This window comes from Gibbsiella quercinecans (assembly GCF_002291425.1).
Classification (GTDB): Bacteria; Pseudomonadota; Gammaproteobacteria; order Enterobacterales; family Enterobacteriaceae; genus Gibbsiella; species Gibbsiella quercinecans.
Window position 1 is genome coordinate 417,537 of record NZ_CP014136.1, and the last position, 23,531, is coordinate 441,067.

The following is a 23,531-nucleotide window of genomic DNA, read 5'->3' on the forward strand; positions in this document are numbered from 1 at the left end:
TCAGCCGATACGCTGACGCGCATTTTTGACCAGCTCTTCAGGTGAAAGCGTTTTTCCCTGTGCTGTTTTGATTGCCTGTAACCTGAAGGCATCGGCGATGATTTTGTCGGCTGCCGCAGGATGCTGATTGATGAAGTCGACCGCTTTTTTGTGGGCGCGCAGCAGTTTAACCACGTCATCAGGACGATCTTTCAGCGTTTCCGGCTGTGCCATCAGCACATACCAGGGATAGTTTGGCTGCGCCTGATTAACGTCAAACAATACTCTGGCATCGCCACGCAGTACCGCCTCGCTGATGAAGGGCTCCCAGGTGAAGGCGGCATCCACCACGCCCTGGCGCAGGGCGGCGGGCATATTACCAGCGGGCATACTCACAACCTGTACATCTTTATCCGCTGTCAATTTTGCCTGCTGCTCCAGCACCAAACCACGCAGTAACACATCCATACCGCTGCCTTTTTTCACGCCGGCAATTCGTTTCCCTTTCAGGCCGGACAACTGCGTGATACTGCTGCCAGTCGGTACCATCAGCGCCGCCTGGCCACTGTTTACTTTGGCGATGATCTGCCCCTTCAGGCCGCGTGAATACCACTGAAATACGGGGGGTGCGCCAATGTACGCGGCATCCAACTCGTGCGCCGCCAGTGCCTGGCTAATCACCGGCCCGTCGCCAAAAGATTTCAGCTCAACGTTCAACCCTTCCTGTTTATAAAAGCCCTCTTTCTCTGCGATCAGCGCAGGCGCGTTTGCCAGGGCGTAAACCCAGCCAATGCGCAGCGGTGCGGTATCTGCCGCAAAGACAGATGAGGAGATAAGAAGCCCTGGTATCAACACGGTGAAAAGTGATTTGCTCATAATAATGTCTCTGTTTTTAGTGTGTTGGCGACTGTTGCATCACGTCACTGATGCGCTTGAGGAGTTCATTGCGATAAGCGGTGAAAGCGGGTAATTGGCGTGTTTCAAGATTGCTCCGCGGGCGTGGCAAATCGATAGTGAGTTCACTGTGAATACCGCCCGGCGCCCGGTTAAGCACGATGACGCGATCGGCAAGGAACACGGCCTCATCAATATCGTGCGTGATAAATACCGTCGTCTGACCAAGGGCAGACCATAGGCGCAGCGTCTCTTCGTTCATGTCACCACGCGTAATGGCATCAAGCGCGGCAAACGGTTCGTCCATTAACAGCACGCTGGGCTCCAGTGCCAGCGCTCGCGCTAGCGAAACGCGCTGCTGCATACCACCAGACATTTGATGTGGCAGAGAGTCTGCCGCATGGTCGAGGCCCACGCGCGCCAGGTACTGCCGAGCAAGCGCGCGTTGCGCTTTCTTATCACCCTGGTTGCGCATACGCAGGCCGAAGCGCACATTTTCCAGTGCGCTAAGCCAGCCAAACAGTTGAGGTTGTTGAAAGACATATCCCAGAGCAGCATTCTCTGGGTACGTTTTTTCCCCGCGCACCCGTATGCTGCCCTGTTCGGGTTGAGTAAAACCCGCAAGCAGATTCAGCAGTGTGCTTTTGCCGCAGCCGGAGGGGCCCAGTAACACCACAAACTCGCCGTCCCGGGCGTGGAAGCTAAAATCACGGAACACCGTTGCGCCGCCGGGATAGCAAAACGTTATCTGGTCTACCTTCAGCGTGGGTGTACTGCGTATATTCATCTGGGCCGCTCTGTGAAAGAATAAGTGGATGAAGTAATAATACGTATTAATACAAGCTGATCTAAGATCGCTTCTCACTAAATTAGATCCGAACGGAATACAACCTATCTGGAGAGTGCATGACACTAGTGCGTGAAAATCTGACCTCGTTATATCGGCAAATAGCCGATACGCTACAGCAAGAGATTGCGGCGGGGCTCTATCAGCCGAGCGGCAAGCTGCCGTCGGAATCCGCGTTGGAACAACGGTTTGGCGTCAGCCGGGTGACCGTGCGTCTTGCATTAAAGTCCCTGACTGAAAACGGTCTGGTGGAGAGGAAGCAAGGGAAAGGCACCTATGTTTCAGGAAAAAAAGTGGCGCACGGTATTCACATCATGCGCAGCTTTCACGAATCGCTGAAACAGCAGGGCCTAAATGCCACAATGCGGCTGCTGCAGCGCAAAACGGTGGCAACGCCCAATGCACTACGCGAGCTGTTAGGCGAGAATGCGGCCCTGACCTTTGTCGCACGGCTTCATCTGGTGGATGATGAACCCATTGCCGTAGGCTACAGCCATTTTTCAGTCTTTACGCAGGAATTAACCTGGCAACAAACCGAACAGGAGACAACCTGGTCGCTGCTGGAGAAAAGTGCCCGGCAGCCGATCCTGCGATCGGAAATCGCCATCCGGCTCACTTATGCCGACAAAGCGCTTGCCGGTATTCTGCAGATCAACAAGGGGGCGCCACTGTTTCAGATGGAGCGAATCTCATGGTTCGCAGACAACCATTGTGCTGAACACACTGTGTTTTACATCATCCCGGAACGCTATGAATTCACCTGGAGTAACGGGTGAAAAAAGAAGGTGTTCGTTATCGCTAACCAGAATGATGCCATAAATGCCCGCGCGGCCTGGATGGCGATACAGCAACCAGACCACGAGTTATCCACCAAAACTAAAGAGCCGCCGTTGGTGCTGGTTTGGCATCAACATAGCGTTTAGGCGCTGATCCCGGTGTATCGTTGGCCTATGCACGGCAACACAAAAAATTATGATTTAACGTAATCGGTGTACGCATTCTGCAACGCGATATGGTCGGCAATATACTTTGCATCATGCCATACGCCATAGATAAATGAAGAAGCGCGGTTGACCAAATTCGGCAGGCCTACAAAGTAAATGCCACGTTCCGCGGAAATACCACGTTTATGAAAAGGCAAGCCGTTCTCATCGAATGCATCCACCTGCAACCAGCTGAAATCAAATTTAAACCCCGTGGCCCAAATAATATTGGTGATGCCGGCAGCGGCAATATCCAACTGTGATAGCGGATTGATCAGGCATTCTGGATCCGGCAGCAAGTGCCAGGCTTGCGGTTCTGGCGGCAAATCGAGGCCATTACGTTCAATATAGGCATCGGCATCGCGTAATACGTCAAAATAAGCTTTATCACCCTCCGCAATATTCTCCGCCAGCCCCTCGGCAAAGCTCAACATGCCGTTTTCCCAATTCTTGGTGATGCCCACCAGGGTAATACCCAGGTACGCAAGACGGCGAAAGTCAACGGTTCTGCCACCTTCATAACCACTCACCGCAAACGCCACATGCTCCTTCTTGGGTTTAATTTTCACTTCATCCCATAACCCGAGCGCGCCAAGCCACCAGCAATAGTCGCGATCGCGATACGAACGTGGCGGACGATAATGCTCACCCACCGACAAATACACGTCGCGGCCGGAATGTCTCAGCTCTTCGGCAATTTGCGTCCCGGACGCGCCGGCACCGACCACCAATACGCCGCCAGCCGGCAGCTGCCGTGGATTTTTATATGCGGAAGAATGGATCTGGTGCAGTGCCGCACTCTCCGGCACAATCTTCGGAAATGACGGTTTCTGGAATGGCCCGGTAGCCGCTACCACATTGGCCGCTTCAAACTCCCCCGCCGAGGTGATGACGTTAAAACCGCTGCGCCCCGACAGGCGCGTGACCCGGTAGACGTCGACACCGGTACGTACCGGCGCGTTGAGCATTTTGACGTAATCTTCGAAATATTGCGCCATGCGCGCTTTAGGCGGGAAAGCTTCCTGGGAAAGATCATCGAATTTCAGCGATGGGAAGCGATCATGCCAGGCGGGGCCATTGGCAACCAGCGAATCCCAGCGTTCAGAACGCCAGCGTTCAGCAATGCGGCTGCGCTCTAATACGGTATGCGGTACGCCCATAAGTGAAAGATGCTCACTCATCGCAATACCGGCCTGACCCGCACCGACAATCACGGTATTGATTTTTTCTACTAGCATATGGAATCCCTAAATATAATCGACCCCAATCTTTTCATTGCTGATCATCATCGGGTGTCGTATTAATGATAATCAGGATATTTAAATACAGTGTTCAGGAAAAATAAGGCACTGGTGGAATCAATCAGTGCCCTGCTTCAACATTCAATACCTTCCCTAATCCTAAAAACTTGTTGGCAACAATTAATATCACCGCTGTCACGGTAATATAAATTACCGAAAGTGCCGCCAGAGTCGGATCGGCAAATTCACGCACATAGTTGTACATGGCAACCGGCAAGGTCTGCGTCGCCTGCGTGGTAATAAATAGCGAAGCCGTGAATTCATTGAAAGAAAGAATGGCTGCAAACATCCAGCCACCAAACAGCCCAGGTAGAATCAGCGGTATGGTGATGGTCCACACCACGCGCAGCGGCGATGCGCCGAGACTTGCGGCCGCCAGCTCAATGCGTTGTTCCAGGTTTTTCAGTGAAACGTATACGCTACGCAATACAAACGGCAGCACCAACACGATATGGCAGAAAATCACCAGCCCATAGCCACGGCTAAGGCCCAGTTGCGAAACCAGCATCAACAAGCCAAGGCCGATAGTGAAATGGGGAATGAACAACGGCGATAACAGCACCCCTTCCAGCACCTGTTTACAAGAGAACGTGTAACGCTCAATGGCAATGGCCAGCGTTGTCCCAATGATCACCGCCAGCGTCGAAGCCCATGCGGTAACAATCAGCCCGGAATAAAAACCCTGGCGAAAATCGTCATAACTGACGGCACGCTCAAACCAACGCAGTGACCAGCCTTTCGGCGGGAAGAACAGCACCGATGTACTGCTGAATGCAGAGATAAAGACCACGATAGTCGGCAGCATGACAAAGACCAGAATAGCGATCACCAGCATCCGGCCGAGCAGTGTGACCCATTTATCATTATTTGATCGCGTCACCTTAATGCCCTCCCATCTCGTTCAGGAAACGGGTCATTCGTTTTAAAGACGCCAGTAGCAAAATTGTCAGCACTAATCCGGCAATACTCAGCGCCGCTGCAAACGGAAAGTTCATCGACGAAAAGCCAAGTTGGTAAACCAGGGTTGCCACTGTGCTCACACGACCGCCGCCAATCAGCTGTGGCGTGGCGAACGCACTGAATGTCCAGGCAAAGGCAGTGGTCAAACTGGAGACAATACCGGGAATGGATAATGGAATCGTCACCGTCAGCAAAGTGCGAACGGGCCCCGCCCCCAGACTCATCGCGGCTTTTTCGTAGTCCGGGTTGATATGTGAAAGCGCGGTAGCCAGCATCAATACCATGATCGGCATCGTTACATGCACCAGCGCCACAACAACGCCGCTCTGGGTAAACATAAATTGAATCGGTTTATCGATTAGCCCAATACTCAGCAATAGGCTATTCAGAAACCCGCTGTTACCCAGCACAATAATCCAGGAATAGGTACGTACTACTTCACCAAGAAACAGCGGCGTAATCGCCACGATCAGGATGACAGATTTGATCCACGCCGTGCGCGTGCGCACCAGTGCATAGGCCAGCGGATAGCTCATCAGCAGGCCAAACACGGCAGTTTTAGCACTGAGCATCACCGTGTTGATAAACGCATTGGCATACACCGTCTTAAACAAGCTGTTAAAATTGGCCAAGGTAAATCCACCCACGTCTAGCGCGCCGGGAATATACGCCCGCACGCTAAACTGCATGACGGTGAACATAGCGACAATCAGCCCGAGCGCAGTCAGCATGGCGGGAATGATGAACCAGGGTAAAAATGTCGGATTTTTCGTCATAGACGTGACTGCCTGAATAAAGTGTTGCGGCCAACCGTTAAGTGACGGGCAGCAGCGAGCGCCGCCCGTTGAACTCAATGCGACATGATGTTTTCAGAGAACCACTGCCGCCATTCCGCGGTTTTCTCGGCACGCAGTTCCGGGTCGGTGTTGATGGTGGCATCCCATTGAGCGGCGGTGGTCAGCATGCCCGGCAGTTTCGCCAGTTCTGGATCAATATGCGCGTTGGTTACCGTCGGACTACCGCGGTAAATCGTCGCCACCTGTTCCTGAATATCCGGCCTCAGCGCGATATTCAGGAACGTGTAGGCAAGATCGACGTGTTTAGTGCCTTTATTGATGCCGATGGTATCCACACCAAGAATTGCGCCCTCTTTCGGGATGGCGAGCTTAATATCGACGCCTTCCTTAATCATGCTGTAGGCATTCATTGATAACATCACCTGCACCGGGGTTTCGCCGGTGGAGATCAGCTGTTGGCTATTGGCATCGTCGATATAGAAGGATTTAATATTAGGCATCAGCGCTTTCAACTTCGCCTGACCTTGTTCCCAATGCGCAGCATCAGTGCCAGAGAGTTTTGCGGATACCGCAATAATATGGCTCGGATCCCAGTCCGGCAGTGCCAATGTGCTTTTCAGCTCAGGTTTCCACAGGTCGTTCCAGCTAGCGAAGGTTTCGCCTTCGGGTACCAGGTCGGGACGATAGCCGATGGTGTAGACATACCCCCACACGCCTAAGTGATACGGGCTGACCTTAGCCTGCTTCACCAGATTGACCGAATTGGGGATTTTAGTCATATCAAGCTTTTCAAACAGACCGCTGTTGGTATACAGGTAGCCGACATGTGCGGTAGTAAAGGTGACATCGGTTTCCGGTGTTCCCCCCGCCAGCCTGGCTTTACTCAAGCGATCGATAGTGCCGCCGGTGACAAACTGCACGTCCACGCCGGTTTCTTTGGTGAATTCTTTTGCGATGGTTTGCTCAATGAGATCCTTAAAACTGCCGCCCCAGGTGCTGACGATCAGCTTATCTGCAGCCATCGCGTTCCCGGCACTGAACACAGTCGTCGTCAACAACGTCAAGGCATACATCTTACGCAACATATTCTCGTCCCCAATGAATGAAATGGCCGTTATGGATGCTCTGAACCACCACTGATGCCCCACGGCGCGGCGCGCTAAAACAGTGCAAAGGTGGCTCCCTGGTGTGAAACCGATTCTGCCGCCACGCAGAGATTCGGTAAAACAGCATTTCCCTTGCTCTTGCATCAGAATTTCTGACGCTAAAAAAAGCGCTGCTTTGCAACAGATTTCCTTAAGCATGGGTAAGGCAGAAGCGAATGGGTTACAGGCATAAAGTAGGTAATTATGCTGCCATTGAAATCCAGGCATGATAAATGCATGGTGACCAGCACTATTAGAATGACTGACGAGACATTATCTCGTCGGCGATCTCAGGAGAACCTGCATGCTCAGTCGCATAACCCAGCGTCAGCTGGAATATTTTGTCGCATCCGGGGAGGCTGGCAGCATTATCGGTGCATCGGAACGTATCCATGTTTCATCTCCGTCAATTTCTGCCGCTATCACACACATTGAATCCGAGCTCGGCGTACAGTTATTCGTGCGCCATCATGCGCAAGGCGTATCGCTCACGGCTATCGGGCATCAGGTATTAAAAGAGGCGAAGCTGATCCTGGAACAGATGTCAAACCTCTACACCATTGCGTCAGAATCACTCAACAACGTGCGCGGCCCATTACGGGTCGGCTGTCTGGATACGCTGGCGCCGATGCTAATCCCAGAGTTGGTATTCGGTTTTGGCCGCGCTTTCCCGGGGGTGCGTATCACGTTGGTTGAGGGCAATCATGAGCAATTACTGAAACAGCTGCGTTCCGCCGATATCGATATCGCCCTGACCTACGATCTGGTGCCGGCCAACGACATTACGTTTCAGTCGTTGGCCCAGTTGCCGCCGTATGTGATGGTCGGCGAGCATCACCCTTTTGCTACGCAATCGGCAGTGACCATTCAGGATTTAGCCACCGAGCTGATGGTGTTGCTGGACATACCGTGGAGTCGTGAATACTTCATCGGGCTGTTTAGTGAAGCCGGTGTGGTGCCAAATATCGTCATGCGATCGAGAAATCTGGAAGTCGTGCGAGCGATGGTGGCCAACGGTGTCGGCTTTGGTATCACCAACGTGCGGCCAAAAGCTAACCTGTCGCAAGATGGCAAGCGTGTGATTCGTGTGCGACTGGCGGGCGTTAATAAGCCGATGCATCTCGGCTATGCAACTATCGCCCATGTGCAGCACTCAATGGTGGTCAATGCCTTCGCCGAACGCTGCCGCATGTTTATCTCGGATCAGTACATACCCGGCATGGCAGCACCGAGTTATTTCGATCCGCAAGTGGTGAAAGTCGCATAACCGCGCCATCGCCCAGCACGCCGGTGATGGGCGACGACTCAGTAGCCGCGTGCTGGAAATACCTGATTCAGCACCGGCTCACCGCGTGTGATGCGCAGAATATTGTCTGCTACCTGCCGTGCGGCGCTGGCAGGGATCGCCACGGATGCCAGATGCGGCGTAATCAGCACATTCTCCATCGCCCATAGCGGATCATCAGAAGGCAACGGTTCGCGATCAAACACGTCCAGCGTGGCCCCGGCAATCTGTCCATTGCACAACGCCTGCGTCAGCGCAGCCTGATCGACGATGGCACCGCGCGACACATTGATAAACGAAGAACCGCTGGGCAAACGTGCCAGCCGTTCTGCGTTCAGCAACCCTTGCGTTTCTGGCGTCAATGGCAGCATCACCACCAATATGTCAGTGGTGGAGAGAAAATCATCCAGCGACGCGATGCCGCTGCTGCAGACAATGCCCTCAAGCGTTTTCTGCGAGCGTGACCAGCCACGCACGTCGAATCCTTGTCTCACCAGTTCCAGAGCCGCATAAGATCCTAACTCCCCCAACCCCAGCACGCCCACACGTATACTGGCCGGCAAGCGAGGATGCAGATAATGCCAACGATGCTCACGCTGTGCGCGCTCAAACGCCGGAATATCACGTGCGTAACGCAGCACAGCAAACAACACATAGCCCGCCATCATCCGTGCCATATCCGGATCTGACAGGCGGATGATCGGGATATCCGGCAGATCGTCACGCCCTACCAGAGAATCGACGCCGGCACCCAGATTCACCAGTAACTTAAGGTTGCGATATGGCGTGAAAAAGCCGTGCGGCGGTTTCCACGCCAGCGCGTAATGAACGGAATCGGCATCCTGCACCTCATCGGCGCGGCAAAGGGTTATCCCCGGCAGATGCGGCGCAAGCAGCGCTGACCACCCTTCAAAGCTGTCGAATTCGCTGTAAAACACCAGGATACTCATGCAGCGCCCGCCTTGACTAAATTGACCGCTGCATCAATGGCTAACTCGTAACCCAGCACGCCGAGGCCGGCAATCACGCCGGTTGCCGCTTTAGATACCATTGAATGATGACGGAACGGCTCACGCTGCCAGATATTGCTCATATGCGCTTCGATAATTGGGCCGTCAAACATCAGGAGCGCGTCGAGAATGGGCACGGAGCTATAGCTCAAACCCGCAGCATTGATAATTAATCCAGCCGCGTGCTGACGCGCTTCCTGGATCCAGTCGACCAATACGCCTTCGTGATTGCTCTGACGAAACTGCAGCGTGATACCCTGCGCCGCGGCACGGCGCTGACAGCGTTCACTAATACTGGCAAAACTCTCGCTGCCGTAGGCGCCGTTTTTATCCATGCCATACAGATTGGCGTTCGGCCCATTAAGAAAAAAAATCTGCGGCGACATTCAAACTCCTGATTAAACGTGCGGGCGCGTGGCAGCCATTGCCGGATGCGCGTCAAAAGTGGCGAACCAGGCGGCGCTCAGCGGATGTGTCGCGCGCCAGTTAAGATCGGCAAAGCGGAAATCGAGATAACCCAGGCCGCAGCCGATGGCGATCAGCCCAACGTCATCAGGTAACGGGCTAAAACCGCTCGCCTGACGTTCGATTTCCGCCAGCGCGGCGGCAACCTTCTTCAACTGTGCATCGCGCCAGCCTTTCCACTGTTTATCTGCCGGGCGTACACTGAATTCGTAGCGTGCCAGCAACGCCGCATCCAGCAGGCCGTCACCCAGCGCCAGGCGCGTGAGCGTTACCCAACGCGCGTCGCCGTGCTGCGGCAGTAAAGAACCCTGCGCCCGCGCATTCAGGTATTCACAAATCACCCGGCTGTCATACAGGCAAAGCCCCTCTTCGGTACGCAGCGCGGGGACTTTGGCTAACGGATTAAACGTGGCGATACGCTCGTCGCGTTCAATGGGATGCGCCGCCGACGCCAACAGTTCGATGCTGTCGGCCAGGCCCAAACAATGTGCCGTCACCATCACTTTGCGTACATAAGCCGATGTGGACGCGTAATAGAGTTGCATCATGCTGGCTCTCCAGAGAGATCAACCCGCAGTAACACCTTGCCAATATTGGCATTGACTTCAAGGATGCGGTGGGCTTGTGCAGCATGCGCTAATGGCAACGTCTGATGGATGGCCGGGGTGATTTTTCCTTCGGCCAATAACGGCAGCAGATGAGCGCGAACGCACTGCGCCAGGCGCGCTTTTTCCGCCGCACTTTTCGGGCGTAACGTGGAAGACGTGAGGCTAAGCCCTTTGCGCATGACCTGTTGCAGATCGAGCTCGATCTTTGCGCCTTGCATAAACGCCAGGCTGACATGACGGCCGCCCGGCGCAAGTACACTGAGGTTACGCGCGACATACTCACCGCCGACGTTATCCAGCACCACATCAACGCCGCGGCCCTGAGTTTCATCCAGGATCACGGCAACGAAATCGTGGCTATGGCGATCAATCGCCTGCCACACGCCCAGCCGCAGCAGCGCCGCGATTTTATCCGCACCGCCGGCCGTGGCGATCACGCGGGCGCCACAGGCCCTCGCACACTGTATGGCAAAAGTGCCCACGCCACTGGCGGCGCCGTGAATCAGCACGGTTTCACCCGGCCTCAATCGCCCCAGCTCGAATAGAGTATGCCAGACGGTGAAGGCCGCTTCCGGTATACCCGCAGCGTGATCCAACGGCAGGTTTGCGGGTACCGGCAGGCACAAATCGGCATGCGCTACCGCAAACTGGGCATAGCCGCCGCCGTTCAGCAGCGCCATCACGTGCGTGCCGACCACCAGGTTATCAACCCCCTCGCCCAGCGCCAGCACCGTACCGGAAACTTCAAGCCCTAAGATATCCGTAATACCCGGCGGTAACGGCATTCCGTTACGCTGCATAATGTCAGGCCGATTAACACCGGCGCTCGCCACGCGGATCAATACTTCACCGGCGGCCGGCCGCGGCACCGGCCGTTGCAATTGCTGTAAGACGTCTGCGCCGCCAGGTTCACGTGCAATCACCGCATTCATCATTTCAGGCATCATTGGCGCTTATCCCTGTTTCTCGGCGCTAAAGGCGCACACGCCTTCATCAGCAAAGGTCACACCGACTACGCTGCCCACCGGCCAGCGTGTAAGTGAGTCCAGCCCGGATTGACGTGCAAATAGCGTGGTGTTGCCGAGTGCCGGTACATCCAGATGCACATCAACATGGTCGCCCTGAAACACATGGGTAATCACCGTGGCGCTGAGGAATGAATGCGCGCCAAGTGGGCCGAGTTGAATATTTTCCGGGCGCACATAGATATCAAGTCGATCGCCGACGGCGGCCTGTACACGCTCAGCAGGTATACGCAGCGCGTTGCCGCCCGACTCCACCACCACAGCGTGATCCCGCCCGGCATAGCGGCCGGGTAAAATGTTGACGTCACCGACAAAGCTCGCAACGAACGGATCCTGTGGACGACGGTAGATCTCATCCGGCGTACCAATTTGACGCACATGGCCCGCCGACATCACCACCACACGATCGCTCATGCTCAAGGCTTCACCCTGATCGTGGGTAACAAACACCGTGGTCACGCCGAGTTTGCGCTGGATGGCTTTCAGCTCAACCTGCATCGATAAGCGCAGGTTTTTATCCAACGCGGAAAACGGCTCATCCAATAGCAGCACTTTCGGACGAATCACTAGCGCACGCGCGAGCGCAACACGCTGCTGCTGCCCGCCGGACAACTCGCGTGGCTTACGGTGGCCATAACCGGCCAACTTCACCAGTGCCAACGCTTGTTCAACGCGCCCGGCAATTTCCGCCTTCGAGACACCGCGCATTCGCAGCCCATAACCCACGTTCTTTTCCACCGTCATGTGCGGAAACAACGCATAGTTCTGAAACACAATGCCAATCTCACGTTGATACGGCGGGATTTCGGTAACCAGATCGCCATCAATAAAGATTTCGCCGCCGTCGGTTTCGGTGAAACCGGCCATCAGGTTCAGCAGTGTGGTTTTGCCACAGCCAGAGGGGCCCAGCAGGGTAATAAATTCCCCTTCGTTAATGATCAAGGAAATCTTATGCAGTGCGATGGCATCGCCAAAGCGTTTCAACACGCCATCGAGTCGTACGGCGACAGGGGTCTTGTGGGAGGCGAGATGAGGCCGAGTGGACTGTGGGAATGTGGTGACGTCTGCACTTACCATGGGATCTCCAGAAAACAGGCTATCAATGCTTGCTATCCAGCATAAGGCTTATGTGTGCGTCATGCGGTTAGTGCTTCCTGAAGCTAGCGTTTTGAAAACATAAAGCAGACGCGTGGCGTAATTTCATCACGCCAAATTAACCGTTACTGACACATCAATAACAGCCAGACGGCGCAGCATGGCGCCAGGTATCCGAATACCCGATGCTGATGAGCTTGTCGGGTCAGAGCCAAAATCGGCCAGGCTAACGCACTGTGCCTAAACGTATTTCCCCCTGTGGTTGTTGTGTCATGTACGCGGCTCCTCAACTTTCATGAAGTCGATGAACGCGCGCACAGAAGCAGGCATGTGTGTACGCTCTGAATAGTAGAGGTAAAACCCCGGAAAAACTTTACACCATGGTTCCAGAACACGGATGAGTTCTTTCTTTTCCAGGTGTGGCGCCACCAGATCCTCGATAAGGTAAGCTAATCCGATCCCTTTGCAGGCGGCCAACAACAGCAGGTCCGTGTCATTTACGGTAAGAATATTGTCGACATCAATATCGATCACGCCGTCGCTATCTTCGAACCGCCATTGATATAAGGCCCCCGTACTTTTCCATTTGTAGCTAAGGCAGAGGTGGTCTTTCAGATCTGCCGGCACTTGGGGCCGTTGCCGGTCGGTGAAATAAGAGGGAGCCCCGACAACCGCCATTCGCAGATCGTTTGTAATACGTACCGCAATCATATCGCGACTGATTTGCCCACCAATCCGAACCCCGGCATCGAAGCCTTGGGCAACAACATCTGTAATGTCATTGTCTATAACGAGATCCAGGCGGACTTCCGGATAAGCAAGACGGAACTGCTGTAATCTCGGCATGACCGCGATCCGCGCGGCGATGCTTGGCAAGTTAATGCGAACCACACCTTTCGGCGTTTCCTGGTAGGCCCCGACCGCCTGCACAGCTTCGTCCATATCCGTCATCATTGGCTTGATACGATCGTAAAGAACAGTTCCGGCCTCTGTCAGCCCGACACTGCGGGTTGTACGATTGAGGAGGCGAATGCCAAGACGGCTCTCTAAAGAACGGACAGTGCGGCTCAGTGCCGATGGCGATACTGCCAACCGTCTGGCAGCGCGTCCAAATGCCCGCTCATCACAAACAATGACAAAAGCCCTTAACTGTGTAAATTCCGTCCCGTTCATTATGATCTCCAGACACAATACTTCATGCCAGATAAGTACCATATTAAAGCATAATAGTATGCTGCATACTGTGTGAAAAGACGGCGAAGTGTCCAGTATGGTGCTGGAAGCCTACCCGCCGTTACGGCTGGAGCGTAAAAATGGGCACGATGAAACGCTGGGAAATCAATGCAATAGGCAGACAGTATCTTAAATTGAACGATGTCCCGATCCCGCGAGTGGGCCCGGGAGAGATGCTGGTCAAAGTGAACGCAGTCGCACTGAACTACCGTGACAAAATGGTAGTGGAAACCGGCCGGGGACTTCCTCTCACATTTCCGTTCACACCCGGCTCCGAACTTGCTGGAGAGGTGATCGCTCTCGGCGAAGGCGCATCCCGCTTCGAAGTAGGTATGAAAGTCATCTCCACCGCAACGCCAGACTGGATCGACGGTCTGCGTGCTGGTACCGCCAGAACGCCAGCCTATCAGACTTTGGGTGGCTTTTATCCGGGTGTGCTCGCCGAATATGTTGCTATGCCGGAAGACTGGTTTGTCTCGGCGCCGAAGACGCTCGAGCCCTGGCAGGCTTGCACAATACCAATTGCAGGTCTCACCGCCTGGTTTGCGCTTGTCGACCGAGCAGGAGTCCGTGCCGGGGATACGGTCCTGATCCCCAGCACCGGCGGAGTCGCCCTTTTTGGCGTGCAGATCGCCAAGGCAAACGGCGCCCGGGTCATTGTTTGCAGCCAACCGGAATACGAGGAACGAGCAAAAGCGCTCGGCGCAGACCACTTTATCAACGCGAATAGCGACTGGGTGGAAGCTGTTTACCAACTCACATCCGACCGAGGTACGGACATCGTTTTAGAGGTTATAGGCGGTAAGCATCTGGGAGAATCTGTTCAGGTTACAGCGGTGGGCGGCCATGTCTGCCAGATCGGCGCACTCGACGGTTGGGACATCATCGCACCAGCAATGCCCTTGATGCTAAAAGACATCACAATCCATGGGATTGGCACCGGCAGCCGAAAGGCTCTGGAACGATTCATTTTCGCTATCGATCACACAGGCATTACGCCGGTTGTCGATTCCCGCTATTCATTAGAGGACCTTCCCGCCGCGTTCGACCATTTGGGTCAAAGGCCATTCGGCAAGATCGTGCTTGATGTCGCCCGGTAGAATGAAGACATTTTAGTTGGCTTGCTTGCTATACCGCATAAGGCTTATATTTCGTTGGAACTGGAACGGCTTGGCTGGAAACAGACAGATTGCACAGGGGCGGGTTATTGGGGATGGATAAAGTATGTTTCCCCCTCGGTTTAATGTCCCAGCGAGCCTTTCATAGCGCAAACCAGCTTTCAAGAATAATGTCCTATTGAGAACGGCGAAACATCTAATTACGGTGAGCATTGCCTGTACTATTGCAAATATTGGCAAGATCCAACAACCGGTTACATTCACCCGCGCCGAAAAATCCGCACGCACAACGCGTCAGCCCTGCCACTCAGCGATAATCCTATCCGTCGGTTTCACTTGGACGGTATTCCCCGGAATACTCAGCGCCGCCCACACCTCATTATGCTGACCAATCAGCTGTGGCGCCGTCGCATAAGTTCGGTTTGAGGTTGTATGAGCGTCGGAAGCGACGGTAATGGCATAACCTTGGCTGGCGCCGACTTTTATTGTCGTATCTAAACAATAATCCGTCGCGCAGCCGCAAATCACGAAGTTATTGGTGCCCAGTTGGCTAAGAACATCTGCCAGTTTCGTGTTCCAGAAGGCATCACACGCGGTTTTGTTAACATAAATCGCCCCATCCGGCTGTTCAAGCTCCGGTAAAATTTGCCATAACTCGTTGCCTTCGGCCATTTCGCCCTCAATATGTTGAATAAATATCGTCCGTTCCGCCGCCGCTATCAGCTGATTGATCAGAGTAGCTTTATCTTCCCGGTCATGGCGCGGCGTGGCGAATACGCCGTTTTGCATATCAACAACGATCAATAGCTTCATTTTATGCTCTTTCCCATCGGTTACCCCCAAACAGAGAATCTATTTTATCCCCTTCCTACTTCACGTTGCAGGTGCGTTCCACGTATGGCATTTATTTGCCGGGCTACGGCCTGAAGCAGCGGCTATTTTTTGCGGTGCTGATAGCGTCTCTCTGTGTATTGAACCACAAGTTGGTAGACAAAATGTCGACCAGCTAAAGTTTTAGCGACCCAGCACTGGCAACATGCAAGATTCATAGGTAAAACACCCCATCGCAAGCCCACGCACAGCCATATTTTCCGTGGCTATACCGTCGCAGTTGGAGTTAATACCCTATGCGTAAACGCATTTTTGTGCTGGCTATCATGGTGCTAGCCATGCCCGTTCTGGCGGCAGCGTCGCCAGAGCTTGCCATCGGCTTTTCACCCAGCGCACGGCATGACGCTTTAAATATTGTCTTAAGTATCATTAACTGCGCCCAGCACAACCTTGATGTGGCGGCCTATCAGTTCACCAGCAAGCCCATCGCGACAGCGCTGGTAAACGCGCAAAAACGCGGGGTATCGGTACGGGTGGTCGCAGACCAGGCAGCCAATAGCGATCGGTACACTGCCATCACCTTCCTGGTTAACCACCGGGTGCCGGTGCGCCTTAACGGGCAGTACGCCATCATGCACAACAAATTTATTGTGGCAGACGGCCATGCGGTCGAAACTGGCTCGTTCAACTACACATCCAGCGCCGACAAGCGCAACGCAGAAAATGCCCTGCTGATCCGCAACGTGCCTGCCCTGGCGGCAAAATATCAGCAGGAATTTAACCGGTTATGGCGTGAAGCCAGCCCCAGTAAGCCCCCCCCGGTTTTAATCCGTCAGCCACTGGCGGCTCGTTCGCAGGGGTGATGCCTTCACCATCCCTTTCATGACCTTTGTAACGCTCGCCACACCCGTTCCGGCGTGGCGGGAAGATCAAGCAGGCAATGCACGATACCATCGGCCCGGCGTGCGATCGCATCCTGCAGGGCACACCAGACGACCATACCCAGCATAAAAGGCGGCTCACCAACGGCTTTAGAACGGAAAACGGTTTCAGCCGCATTGTGCGTATGCGGCAATAGCTGCACGCGAAAATCATGCGGGATATCCGCTACCGTCGGTATCTTGTAGGTGGCGCCGGTATCCGTTAACAAACATCCCTGCCCGTTCCACATCAGCTCTTCGGTGGTAACCCAGCCCATGCCCTGTACAAACCCACCTTCGACCTGCCCGATATCCAGCGCAGGGTTCAGGGAAGCACCTACATCGTGCAGAATATCTACCCGCTTCACCCGATACTCTCCGGTCAGCGTATCCACGATCACTTCCGCGCATGCCGCGCCGTACACAAAGTAGTAAAAAGGCTGTCCGCGCCCTGCCTCACGATCGTAATGGATGCCCGGAACCCGGTAGTAACCCGAAGCCGAAAGCGGTACCTGATTAACCCATGCCAAGTGCGCTACCTGCGCGAAGGTCAAATGATGCTTGCCCGCCCGCACTACACCATTGTGGAATACAACCTCTGCGGGGGAACACGCATAAAGGCGACACAGTAATTCCTCTAGCCGCTGTCTGATGATTTCGGCTGCTTGCTGCGCCGCTTTACCGTTCAAATCAGCACCGCTGGAGGCTGCTGTCGGCGAAGTATTGGGCACCTTGCCGGTATGAGTGGCCGTGACCTGGATTGACTCGATGTCAATTTGTAGCACCTGCGCCACAATCTGCGCCACTTTGGTATTCAACCCTTGCCCCATCTCAGTTCCGCCATGATTTAGCTGTACACTGCCATCGGTATATACCAACAACAGCGCTCCGGCCTGGTTGAGAAAGGTGGAGGTGAAGGAAATGCCGAATTTGACCGGCATTAGCGCTAAGCCGCGCCGCAGCACGGGGTGGCGGGTATTGAAAGTATCGATCTCGGCACGACGTTGGTGATACTCAGCGCTGTGCTCCAGCCGTTCGGTGATATCGTTAAGCATATTCTGCCTGACGGGCTGGTAGTAATGGGTCACATTGCGTTCCGTGATCCCATAATAATTTCGTTTGCGCACCTCGAGCGGATCCAGATGCAAAGTGCGCGCAATGTGCTCAATCACCTGTTCAATGGCCGCTATGCCTTGCGGCCCACCGAAGCCGCGAAACGCGGTATTGGAGACAGTATGGGTGCGGCAACGGTATCCGGTGATGAGCGCATCTCCCAGATAATAGGCGTTGTCCGCATGGAACATGGCGCGATCGACAATCGATCCCGACAAATCCAGCGAATGACCACAGTTTGCTGCCAGATCGATCTTTACGCCGCTGAAGACACCACGTTCATCAATACCGACTTCGTAACGCACGAAAAAAGCGTGGCGCTTGCCAGTGATGCGCATATCGTCACGCCGCGACAGACACATTTTTGCCGGGCGCCGCGTCAGGCGCGCAGCAAGCGCGCACAGGCAGGCGACGCCCGCCCCCTGCGATTCCTTGCCGCCGAAAGCGCCCCCCATTCGCCGTGTTTCTACCGTCACTTGGCTTTGGCTAACACCCAAAACCGAAGCCACCAGCTTTTGTACTTCACTGGGGTTTTGGCTGGACGCATAGACCGTTACGGCCTGGTTCTCTGCCGGGCAGACGAGGGCCGCCTGCGTTTCCAGATAAAAATGTTCCTGCCCGCCAATGTGAAACTCGCCCGACAGACGATGGGCTGCTCGTGCCAACGCCGCCTCGACATCACCGCGTTGATGCACAAAAGGACGCTCCACATAGTGTTGTTTTTCCAACGCGTCTTGCACATCCAATATCGGTGTCAGCACTTCGTAGTCAACCACCGCCGCCTGAGCGCCCAACCTGGCCGCCTCACGAGATTCTGCCGCCACCACCAACACGATCTGCCCTGCATAGTTCACTTCGCCATCGGCCAGCAACATATCGCCCGGCGCCAACGCGCCGATATCCGGGTTGCCCGGTATTTGTTGCCGGGTCAGCACCGTTACCACACCAGGAATGCGATAGCAGGGTGCAACATCCAGCTTGATAATACGGGCATGCGCGTGTTCACTCAGGCGCGGGCAAAGATGCAATAGCCCTTCCGGCTCTGGGCGATCGTCAATGTAGCGCGCTTCACCGCTGACGTGCAGTATCGCGCTCTCATGTGTATGACTGTGCCCTACGCCACAGGGTTGCGTCTGATGGAACCGCTCCTGCAACGCCATTTGCGTTGGGGCGGACACTAACGGATTATGCGACATGGTGTGCGGTCTCCATCTCAAACTCCTCGCCTTGTAACCAGTAGTAGTAACGGAGCAACAGATTCCTGGCCACCTGCAGGCGGTATTCTGCGCTGGCGCGTGCGTCGCTCAATGGTGTGAAATCCTGCTCCAGCGCCTGACAAGCGGCTGTCACGGTCGCCCTGTTCCAGGGCTGGTGAAGCAGGGCCTGTTCACAACGCTCAGCCCGCCGGGGAATGGCGTCCATTCCGCCAAAGGCGACGCGAGCGTTCACGACTCGCCCCTGTTGGATTTGTAATGAAAACGCGCCAAAAACAATGGAAATATCATCATCCGACCGTTTCGAAACCTTCCATGCCTGAAAATTATCCAGTAACTCCCCGCGAGGGATTAGGATCTCACGAATAAACTCGCTCTCGACTAACGCCGTTTGACGGTAGGCCAGGAAAAAGTCGCGCAGTGGCAGCGTGCGCTGGTCCGAACCACGTTGTAGCAGTAGCTCGGCATCCAATGCCAGCAGCATCGGGGGCGTATCGCCTATTGGCGACGCATTGGCGATATTCCCTGCCAAGGTGGCGCGGTTGCGGATTTGACGTGAAGCGAAACGCTGCAACGCACGTGCAAAGGCAGGGATCTGCGCGTGTAGCAGCTTTTCACATTGTGTGATAGTCACCCCGGCGCCAAGATGAATGTAGCTGTCATCCATATGCCAGCGGCGCAGCGTTGCCACCTGCGCCAAAGAGATCAAAGGAGGACGGCCATACCCGGCTTGCGCCATTTCCAGCATCAGATCGGTACCGCCCGCCAACAGGCGAGCCTGAGGATAACGAAGATAATAGGCCGCCAGTTTCTCCAGCGCATCAGGTATAAAATATTGGCGCGCGCCCTCGTTCAATGTCTCCGCCCCCTCCTTCAGCGCCTTCAGTCGCGTGGCGGTTAATATCTCGTCACGGGTATAACTATCCTCTATCGGCTGCTCGCACAGGTAGCGTGCAGCGGCCATAATCGGTCGATAACCGGTACAACGACATAAATTCCCCGCCAGTGCCTGTTCTGTCAGTTGAAGATCCCAGCCCTCACTTTCTTTTTGCAACACAAACAGTGAAATCACTATCCCTGGCGTACAGAAACCACACTGCGAGGCATGCAGATCGACCACCGCCTGCTGCACGGGATGGAGGGCCCCTTCCTGGCGTAAATCTTCCACCGTAATCAGTTGCTTGCCATGCAACGCGCTCACAGGCATCAGGCAGGCATTAACGGTCTCATAGCACATTCGCCCCTGTTCCTCGCGCCCCAACGCCACGGTGCACGCGCCGCAGTCGCCAGAACCGCAGCCCTCTTTGGTTCCCGTACGGCGCTTATGCTGCCGCAGATACTGCAACACCGTCAGGGTAGGATCGAGATCCCGTTCAACCACCAGTGTGTTGTGCTGCAAAAATTGGATCATGCGGCAACCTCCTGACAGTCGGCCAGCCAAACAGAACGACCATGATAATCATCCCCATTGGGAACCAGGCTCTGCTGCAGGCTCTCTACTGACGCCGCGATATCAAAACCAGCGCTTCGAATAGGGTAACGGTGGCATACTGTCATGCTGTTTTATCCTATGTGATTAATCGATAGTGATTAGATAAACAGCAATTCTCATACCAAAATAAAAATTATCTTGCCGCAATGTTTATTATCGATAAGCAAACGATTACTTTGGCCAGGAAAGACATGACGCTTTCCTTATTAACTTAAATTAATTTCTGATATTGCACCAAGATACAGCATAAGCGGCACACAATGCCCTCATTAAGTGCATGGTTATGCTATTTCTTTGCGGATGAATTATTAATAAAAAAGGTATCCATAATGGATACCTTTTTAAGCAAGATAAATTAGAAATTATATTGAAGGGCAACGCGATTCTGCCAGAAAGCATAATCATAAACAGGAGACGTTTGTACCCCGAGGAAATTAGACAGACTTAACCCTTTCAATACGCCACCAAACTGGTAAATGCCAAAGACGACATATTCAGACTGGTTACGGCTAGGCGCACTTGCTGAACTTTTCAGATCCATAAAAGAATAGTAAGTCCCAATGCTCAATGCAGGCATAATCTGATAAGTGATACGGGTAGAATAGGCATTGCCGGTACCAAGATCTTGAGTACTGGTAAAGTACGGCTGCGCGAAATATTTCCCCGATGAGGTGCTGCTGGAATACGGCGTAACCAACACCCCGGTCAGATACGATGTGGGGTTGGAGACGATGTGGTTATAATTAATAGACCACTTAACTTGGCTAACGGGCGTCAAAGCCAACTGTATGCCATAAGACGTACTGTCCACCTCACCAAGCAAGCGTTCGCCTTCACCGCTGCCGCGAATGAACTGCATGCCGATATCTGGCTGCCATAACGCGGTTTTCCACTGACTATGCGCTTCGCTATAAAAAATATTCACGTAGTCGTCATAGCTTTCATACCATAATTGACCACTCAGGCTCATGCTGCCAACCTGCGTTGAACGCCCGGCGCCAACCGCCCAGGCGCCGTTGGTTTTCTCTTTTATAGCGCTATAGGAACTGGTCGCCAGGAATTGATCGCTGCGCCACGGCTTATAGCGATATATCTTGGTCGCATGCAGGAAATCGGTTTTATCCCCCCAGTGCAGATCAACTGCGCGGAATAGGATCGGGGTAATACGCCAGTCATAGTCGCTCATAAAAGGAATATCAATACGCTGATCGCCCGCGGTAAAACGAAAGTTCTGATATTGCCAACGCAGCCAAGCTTCTCCCAGGCCGTTTTGATTAGTCGCCAGTTCCGTAACCCCACGCCCGGCGCCCGGTGAACGCCACTGTTGCTGATAAATACCACCGACACCCGCGCTGAAACCGTAATAAGGTGCCGTTTGAAACAGGATATTGCCGCCGTAGCTGGCGGTATCCTGATTATTATCCCTGACAAAATAGGCATTCTTTGTGGAATAATAAAGTGTACGCAGCGAACCGTGCACTGAACCACAGCGTAGCGCATCAAGCGCATTTTCCACCCCATAGGCATTTTGCGTACAGCTTTGCCCCAGATTGCTGCTAACAGGCTTTACCACCGTTGTCGAATCGGCAAAGGCTGATACATGTAATAACATAGCGGCGGCAGCCACACTGCTGGAAAATAGACGAGCCGCGCTAATATCCCTGGGGAATAAAGATACAATGCTATTTTTCACTGTTATATTCCTACAAAAATGAGAGAAAGCCACTTTGCGACGAGGCGTCACCAAGTAGAGCAACTGCGATGAACCTTATTTTTGCAGGCTAATGATTATTATTTTAAAAAACACTATCAATTCGCTGCCCGCACCTTATTTAGGGGCGTTTCTACCAGAAAAACCTTTTATGCCGGTTGAAATTCATTTCATTACGCCAAATTATCCATCCGTTGCCATAATTTCTCCGCCTCCTGACGGGCATGAAAATAAATTTCCTCCACGTCGAACGGGAAGTTGCGCTCCTCATACACCAAGTTACCCGCCACCATGACGCTATGGACACTGGCGGAGCTAAGCGCAAACGCCAGATGCCCGGCCAGGTTCTCTGCACGCAACGGTGTGGGCGAATGATAATCGCAAATGGTCAAATCAGCCTGATACCCCGCCGCCAGCGAACCAAACTGGGCGTTAAAGTTGCGCTCCAACAGCAGGTTGCCCTTATGCAGGAAACGCAGGAAGCTGTCCGGCCACAGCGCCCCCCCCGCATCACGGTGTTTGAAACAGGCAAACTTTAGCTCTTCAAACATATCTGCGCCGATACCGTCCGTCCCCAATGCCACATGGCGGTATTCAGCCAGTCGCGGGTTGTAGCCCACCTGATTATTCATATTCGATCGCGCGTTATGCACCAGAAACGCGTCAAACGTATTAATCACCGCCACATCCTGAGCCGATAGAAAGAGGCCGTGCGCGATCAGGCTTTTCCCATTGATCAACCCAGCCCGCGCCAACCGCTCCATTGGGTCAATGCCATAATGATGATGACTGTGAGATACGTCATAGCGATCTTCCGCTACGTGAATATGCAGCCCACGCCCCGTGTCCTGTATGGCATCCGCCAGCAGTTCAAGCCCGGCATCGCTCAGGGTAAACGGTGCATGTGCGCCGATATGGGCCTCGACCAAATATGGCGTTTTACCGGATTTTTTATCCAGATCGATACGATGCGCAAAGCGGATGTTCTCTTCCACGCCACGGCGCAGTTCACCCAGGCCACCATTGCGATCGGTGGTTTCATAGCAGGTCATGCCACGCAGACCTGCGGTAAGAAATCCCCGGCGTAAAATATCCAGCGATCCGCTAATCAACGACGGTGAGGCATGGTGATCGATAACCGCCGTGCACCCCTGTTTAATGGCTTCCAGCGAGCAAACCAACCCGCTGTAATACAGCGATTCTTCATCCAGCGCGCGATCCAGTTTCCACCACAGGTTTTTTAGCGTGGAGATAAAATCTGGGCAAGGCTCAATACGCGCCAGAAGCCCGCGGGCCAACCCGGAGTAAAAATGGTTGTGGGCGCAGACGATACCCGGCATGACCAACCGCCCCTGCATCTCTTTCACCGTTGCTGCCGGATAACGCACCGTCAGATTTTTTTCCACTGCAACAATCGTGGTGCCGTCAATGGCGATGTCCACGCCCTCATTCACCAGCGCGGGCACAAACTGTACCGCTGTGGCGTTACGTAAAATCAGCATGAA

General features: G+C 53.9%; 21 protein-coding genes. 4 read left to right on the forward strand and 17 right to left on the reverse strand.

Going from position 1 to position 23,531, the window contains the following annotated elements; all coding sequences use genetic code 11:
• Positions 1-855, reverse strand: a complete 855-nt coding sequence (locus ACN28Q_RS02030; RefSeq protein ID WP_230469509.1) for an ABC transporter substrate-binding protein — start codon at positions 853-855, stop codon at positions 1-3.
• Between the two features lie 16 nt (positions 856-871).
• A complete protein-coding gene (locus ACN28Q_RS02035; RefSeq protein ID WP_095844801.1) occupies positions 872-1,660 on the reverse strand; it encodes an ABC transporter ATP-binding protein in 789 nt (262 codons plus the stop codon).
• A 119-nt stretch (positions 1,661-1,779) separates the two neighbouring features.
• Here ACN28Q_RS02035 and ACN28Q_RS02040 point away from each other — a divergent pair, with 119 nt between their 5' ends.
• The gene (locus ACN28Q_RS02040) at positions 1,780-2,496 is read left to right on the forward strand and encodes a GntR family transcriptional regulator (RefSeq protein WP_095844802.1); all 717 of its coding nucleotides are present in this window, start codon (positions 1,780-1,782) and stop codon (positions 2,494-2,496) included.
• A gap of 194 nt (positions 2,497-2,690) precedes the next feature.
• On the opposite strand, the gene ACN28Q_RS02045 is transcribed toward ACN28Q_RS02040, so the two are convergent.
• The 4 genes from ACN28Q_RS02045 to ACN28Q_RS02060 all read right to left on the reverse strand — a co-directional run bounded on the left by ACN28Q_RS02045 (position 2,691) and on the right by ACN28Q_RS02060 (position 6,846).
• Positions 2,691-3,941: a flavin-containing monooxygenase gene (locus tag ACN28Q_RS02045; RefSeq protein ID WP_095844803.1), complete on the reverse strand. Its 1,251-nt coding sequence runs from the start codon at positions 3,939-3,941 to the stop codon at positions 2,691-2,693.
• Positions 3,942-4,065: 124 nt separating this feature from the next.
• Positions 4,066-4,884: an ABC transporter permease gene (locus tag ACN28Q_RS02050; RefSeq protein WP_095844804.1), complete on the reverse strand. Its 819-nt coding sequence runs from the start codon at positions 4,882-4,884 to the stop codon at positions 4,066-4,068.
• A gap of 1 nt (position 4,885) precedes the next feature.
• Positions 4,886-5,740 carry an ABC transporter permease gene (locus tag ACN28Q_RS02055; RefSeq protein WP_095844805.1) on the reverse strand — a complete coding sequence of 285 codons (855 nt, stop codon included), beginning with the start codon at positions 5,738-5,740 and terminating at the stop codon, positions 4,886-4,888.
• A gap of 74 nt (positions 5,741-5,814) precedes the next feature.
• Positions 5,815-6,846 (reverse strand): ABC transporter substrate-binding protein, encoded by a 1,032-nt coding sequence (locus tag ACN28Q_RS02060; protein WP_095844806.1) that lies wholly within the window; start codon positions 6,844-6,846, stop codon positions 5,815-5,817.
• Between the two features lie 364 nt (positions 6,847-7,210).
• Between ACN28Q_RS02060 and ACN28Q_RS02065 the strand changes: the two genes are divergently transcribed.
• The gene (locus ACN28Q_RS02065; protein ID WP_095844807.1) at positions 7,211-8,173 is read left to right on the forward strand and encodes a LysR family transcriptional regulator; all 963 of its coding nucleotides are present in this window, start codon (positions 7,211-7,213) and stop codon (positions 8,171-8,173) included.
• Between the two features lie 38 nt (positions 8,174-8,211).
• On the opposite strand, the gene ACN28Q_RS02070 is transcribed toward ACN28Q_RS02065, so the two are convergent.
• From ACN28Q_RS02070 to ACN28Q_RS02095, 6 genes are all read right to left on the reverse strand, one after another.
• Positions 8,212-9,141 (reverse strand): 2-hydroxyacid dehydrogenase, encoded by a 930-nt coding sequence (locus ACN28Q_RS02070; protein ID WP_095844808.1) that lies wholly within the window; start codon positions 9,139-9,141, stop codon positions 8,212-8,214.
• The gene (locus tag ACN28Q_RS02075) at positions 9,138-9,587 is read right to left on the reverse strand and encodes a type II 3-dehydroquinate dehydratase (RefSeq protein WP_095844809.1); all 450 of its coding nucleotides are present in this window, start codon (positions 9,585-9,587) and stop codon (positions 9,138-9,140) included. Before ACN28Q_RS02075 ends, ACN28Q_RS02070 begins: the two co-directional genes overlap by 4 nt.
• A gap of 12 nt (positions 9,588-9,599) precedes the next feature.
• A complete protein-coding gene (locus ACN28Q_RS02080; protein ID WP_095844810.1) occupies positions 9,600-10,214 on the reverse strand; it encodes a glutathione S-transferase in 615 nt (204 codons plus the stop codon).
• A complete protein-coding gene (locus ACN28Q_RS02085; RefSeq protein WP_095844811.1) occupies positions 10,211-11,221 on the reverse strand; it encodes an NAD(P)H-quinone oxidoreductase in 1,011 nt (336 codons plus the stop codon). The genes ACN28Q_RS02080 and ACN28Q_RS02085 overlap by 4 nt, the downstream gene beginning before the upstream one ends.
• Positions 11,222-11,227: 6 nt before the next feature.
• Positions 11,228-12,376 (reverse strand): ABC transporter ATP-binding protein, encoded by a 1,149-nt coding sequence (locus tag ACN28Q_RS02090; RefSeq protein WP_095844812.1) that lies wholly within the window; start codon positions 12,374-12,376, stop codon positions 11,228-11,230.
• 288 nt (positions 12,377-12,664) lie between these two features.
• Entirely contained in the window at positions 12,665-13,567 is a 903-nt protein-coding gene (locus ACN28Q_RS02095) for a LysR family transcriptional regulator (RefSeq protein ID WP_095844813.1), read from the reverse strand.
• 140 nt (positions 13,568-13,707) lie between these two features.
• Here ACN28Q_RS02095 and ACN28Q_RS02100 point away from each other — a divergent pair, with 140 nt between their 5' ends.
• The gene (locus tag ACN28Q_RS02100) at positions 13,708-14,727 is read left to right on the forward strand and encodes a zinc-dependent alcohol dehydrogenase family protein (RefSeq protein ID WP_230469511.1); all 1,020 of its coding nucleotides are present in this window, start codon (positions 13,708-13,710) and stop codon (positions 14,725-14,727) included.
• Positions 14,728-15,039: 312 nt separating this feature from the next.
• On the opposite strand, the gene ACN28Q_RS02105 is transcribed toward ACN28Q_RS02100, so the two are convergent.
• Positions 15,040-15,558 carry an isochorismatase family protein gene (locus ACN28Q_RS02105; protein ID WP_095844814.1) on the reverse strand — a complete coding sequence of 173 codons (519 nt, stop codon included), beginning with the start codon at positions 15,556-15,558 and terminating at the stop codon, positions 15,040-15,042.
• Between the two features lie 314 nt (positions 15,559-15,872).
• On the opposite strand from ACN28Q_RS02105, the gene ACN28Q_RS02110 reads away from it, so the two are divergent.
• Positions 15,873-16,439 carry a phospholipase D family nuclease gene (locus tag ACN28Q_RS02110; RefSeq protein ID WP_095844815.1) on the forward strand — a complete coding sequence of 189 codons (567 nt, stop codon included), beginning with the start codon at positions 15,873-15,875 and terminating at the stop codon, positions 16,437-16,439.
• A gap of 17 nt (positions 16,440-16,456) precedes the next feature.
• On the opposite strand, the gene xdhB is transcribed toward ACN28Q_RS02110, so the two are convergent.
• The 4 genes from xdhB to ssnA all read right to left on the reverse strand — a co-directional run bounded on the left by xdhB (position 16,457) and on the right by ssnA (position 23,528).
• A complete protein-coding gene (gene xdhB, locus ACN28Q_RS02115; protein ID WP_095844816.1) occupies positions 16,457-18,805 on the reverse strand; it encodes a xanthine dehydrogenase molybdopterin binding subunit in 2,349 nt (782 codons plus the stop codon).
• A complete protein-coding gene (xdhA, locus tag ACN28Q_RS02120; protein ID WP_095844817.1) occupies positions 18,795-20,234 on the reverse strand; it encodes a xanthine dehydrogenase small subunit in 1,440 nt (479 codons plus the stop codon). Before xdhA ends, xdhB begins: the two co-directional genes overlap by 11 nt.
• Positions 20,235-20,670: 436 nt before the next feature.
• Complete coding sequence (locus ACN28Q_RS02125) at positions 20,671-22,071, reverse strand: TonB-dependent receptor (protein WP_230469512.1); 1,401 nt, start codon at positions 22,069-22,071, stop codon at positions 20,671-20,673.
• A gap of 128 nt (positions 22,072-22,199) precedes the next feature.
• Positions 22,200-23,528, reverse strand: coding sequence for a putative aminohydrolase SsnA (ssnA, locus tag ACN28Q_RS02130; protein ID WP_095844819.1), 1,329 nt, complete (start codon positions 23,526-23,528; stop codon positions 22,200-22,202).
• Positions 23,529-23,531: the final 3 nt, after the last annotated feature.

What these genes read in the sequence shown, in the direction of transcription:
- ACN28Q_RS02030 (WP_230469509.1), bottom strand. Translation starts at nt 855, where the DNA reads ATGAGCAAATCACTTTTCACCGTGTTGATACCAGGGCTTCTTATCTCC.
- ACN28Q_RS02035 (WP_095844801.1), bottom strand. Translation starts at nt 1,660, where the DNA reads ATGAATATACGCAGTACACCCACGCTGAAGGTAGACCAGATAACGTTT.
- ACN28Q_RS02040 (WP_095844802.1), top strand. Translation starts at nt 1,780, where the DNA reads ATGACACTAGTGCGTGAAAATCTGACCTCGTTATATCGGCAAATAGCC.
- ACN28Q_RS02045 (WP_095844803.1), bottom strand. Translation starts at nt 3,941, where the DNA reads ATGCTAGTAGAAAAAATCAATACCGTGATTGTCGGTGCGGGTCAGGCC.
- ACN28Q_RS02055 (WP_095844805.1), bottom strand. Translation starts at nt 5,740, where the DNA reads ATGACGAAAAATCCGACATTTTTACCCTGGTTCATCATTCCCGCCATG.
- ACN28Q_RS02060 (WP_095844806.1), bottom strand. Translation starts at nt 6,846, where the DNA reads ATGTTGCGTAAGATGTATGCCTTGACGTTGTTGACGACGACTGTGTTC.
- ACN28Q_RS02065 (WP_095844807.1), top strand. Translation starts at nt 7,211, where the DNA reads ATGCTCAGTCGCATAACCCAGCGTCAGCTGGAATATTTTGTCGCATCC.
- ACN28Q_RS02070 (WP_095844808.1), bottom strand. Translation starts at nt 9,141, where the DNA reads ATGAGTATCCTGGTGTTTTACAGCGAATTCGACAGCTTTGAAGGGTGG.
- ACN28Q_RS02075 (WP_095844809.1), bottom strand. Translation starts at nt 9,587, where the DNA reads ATGTCGCCGCAGATTTTTTTTCTTAATGGGCCGAACGCCAATCTGTAT.
- ACN28Q_RS02080 (WP_095844810.1), bottom strand. Translation starts at nt 10,214, where the DNA reads ATGATGCAACTCTATTACGCGTCCACATCGGCTTATGTACGCAAAGTG.
- ACN28Q_RS02085 (WP_095844811.1), bottom strand. Translation starts at nt 11,221, where the DNA reads ATGATGCCTGAAATGATGAATGCGGTGATTGCACGTGAACCTGGCGGC.
- ACN28Q_RS02090 (WP_095844812.1), bottom strand. Translation starts at nt 12,376, where the DNA reads ATGGTAAGTGCAGACGTCACCACATTCCCACAGTCCACTCGGCCTCAT.
- ACN28Q_RS02095 (WP_095844813.1), bottom strand. Translation starts at nt 13,567, where the DNA reads ATGAACGGGACGGAATTTACACAGTTAAGGGCTTTTGTCATTGTTTGT.
- ACN28Q_RS02100 (WP_230469511.1), top strand. Translation starts at nt 13,708, where the DNA reads ATGGGCACGATGAAACGCTGGGAAATCAATGCAATAGGCAGACAGTAT.
- ACN28Q_RS02105 (WP_095844814.1), bottom strand. Translation starts at nt 15,558, where the DNA reads ATGAAGCTATTGATCGTTGTTGATATGCAAAACGGCGTATTCGCCACG.
- ACN28Q_RS02110 (WP_095844815.1), top strand. Translation starts at nt 15,873, where the DNA reads ATGCGTAAACGCATTTTTGTGCTGGCTATCATGGTGCTAGCCATGCCC.
- xdhB (WP_095844816.1), bottom strand. Translation starts at nt 18,805, where the DNA reads ATGTCGCATAATCCGTTAGTGTCCGCCCCAACGCAAATGGCGTTGCAG.
- xdhA (WP_095844817.1), bottom strand. Translation starts at nt 20,234, where the DNA reads ATGATCCAATTTTTGCAGCACAACACACTGGTGGTTGAACGGGATCTC.
- ssnA (WP_095844819.1), bottom strand. Translation starts at nt 23,528, where the DNA reads ATGCTGATTTTACGTAACGCCACAGCGGTACAGTTTGTGCCCGCGCTG.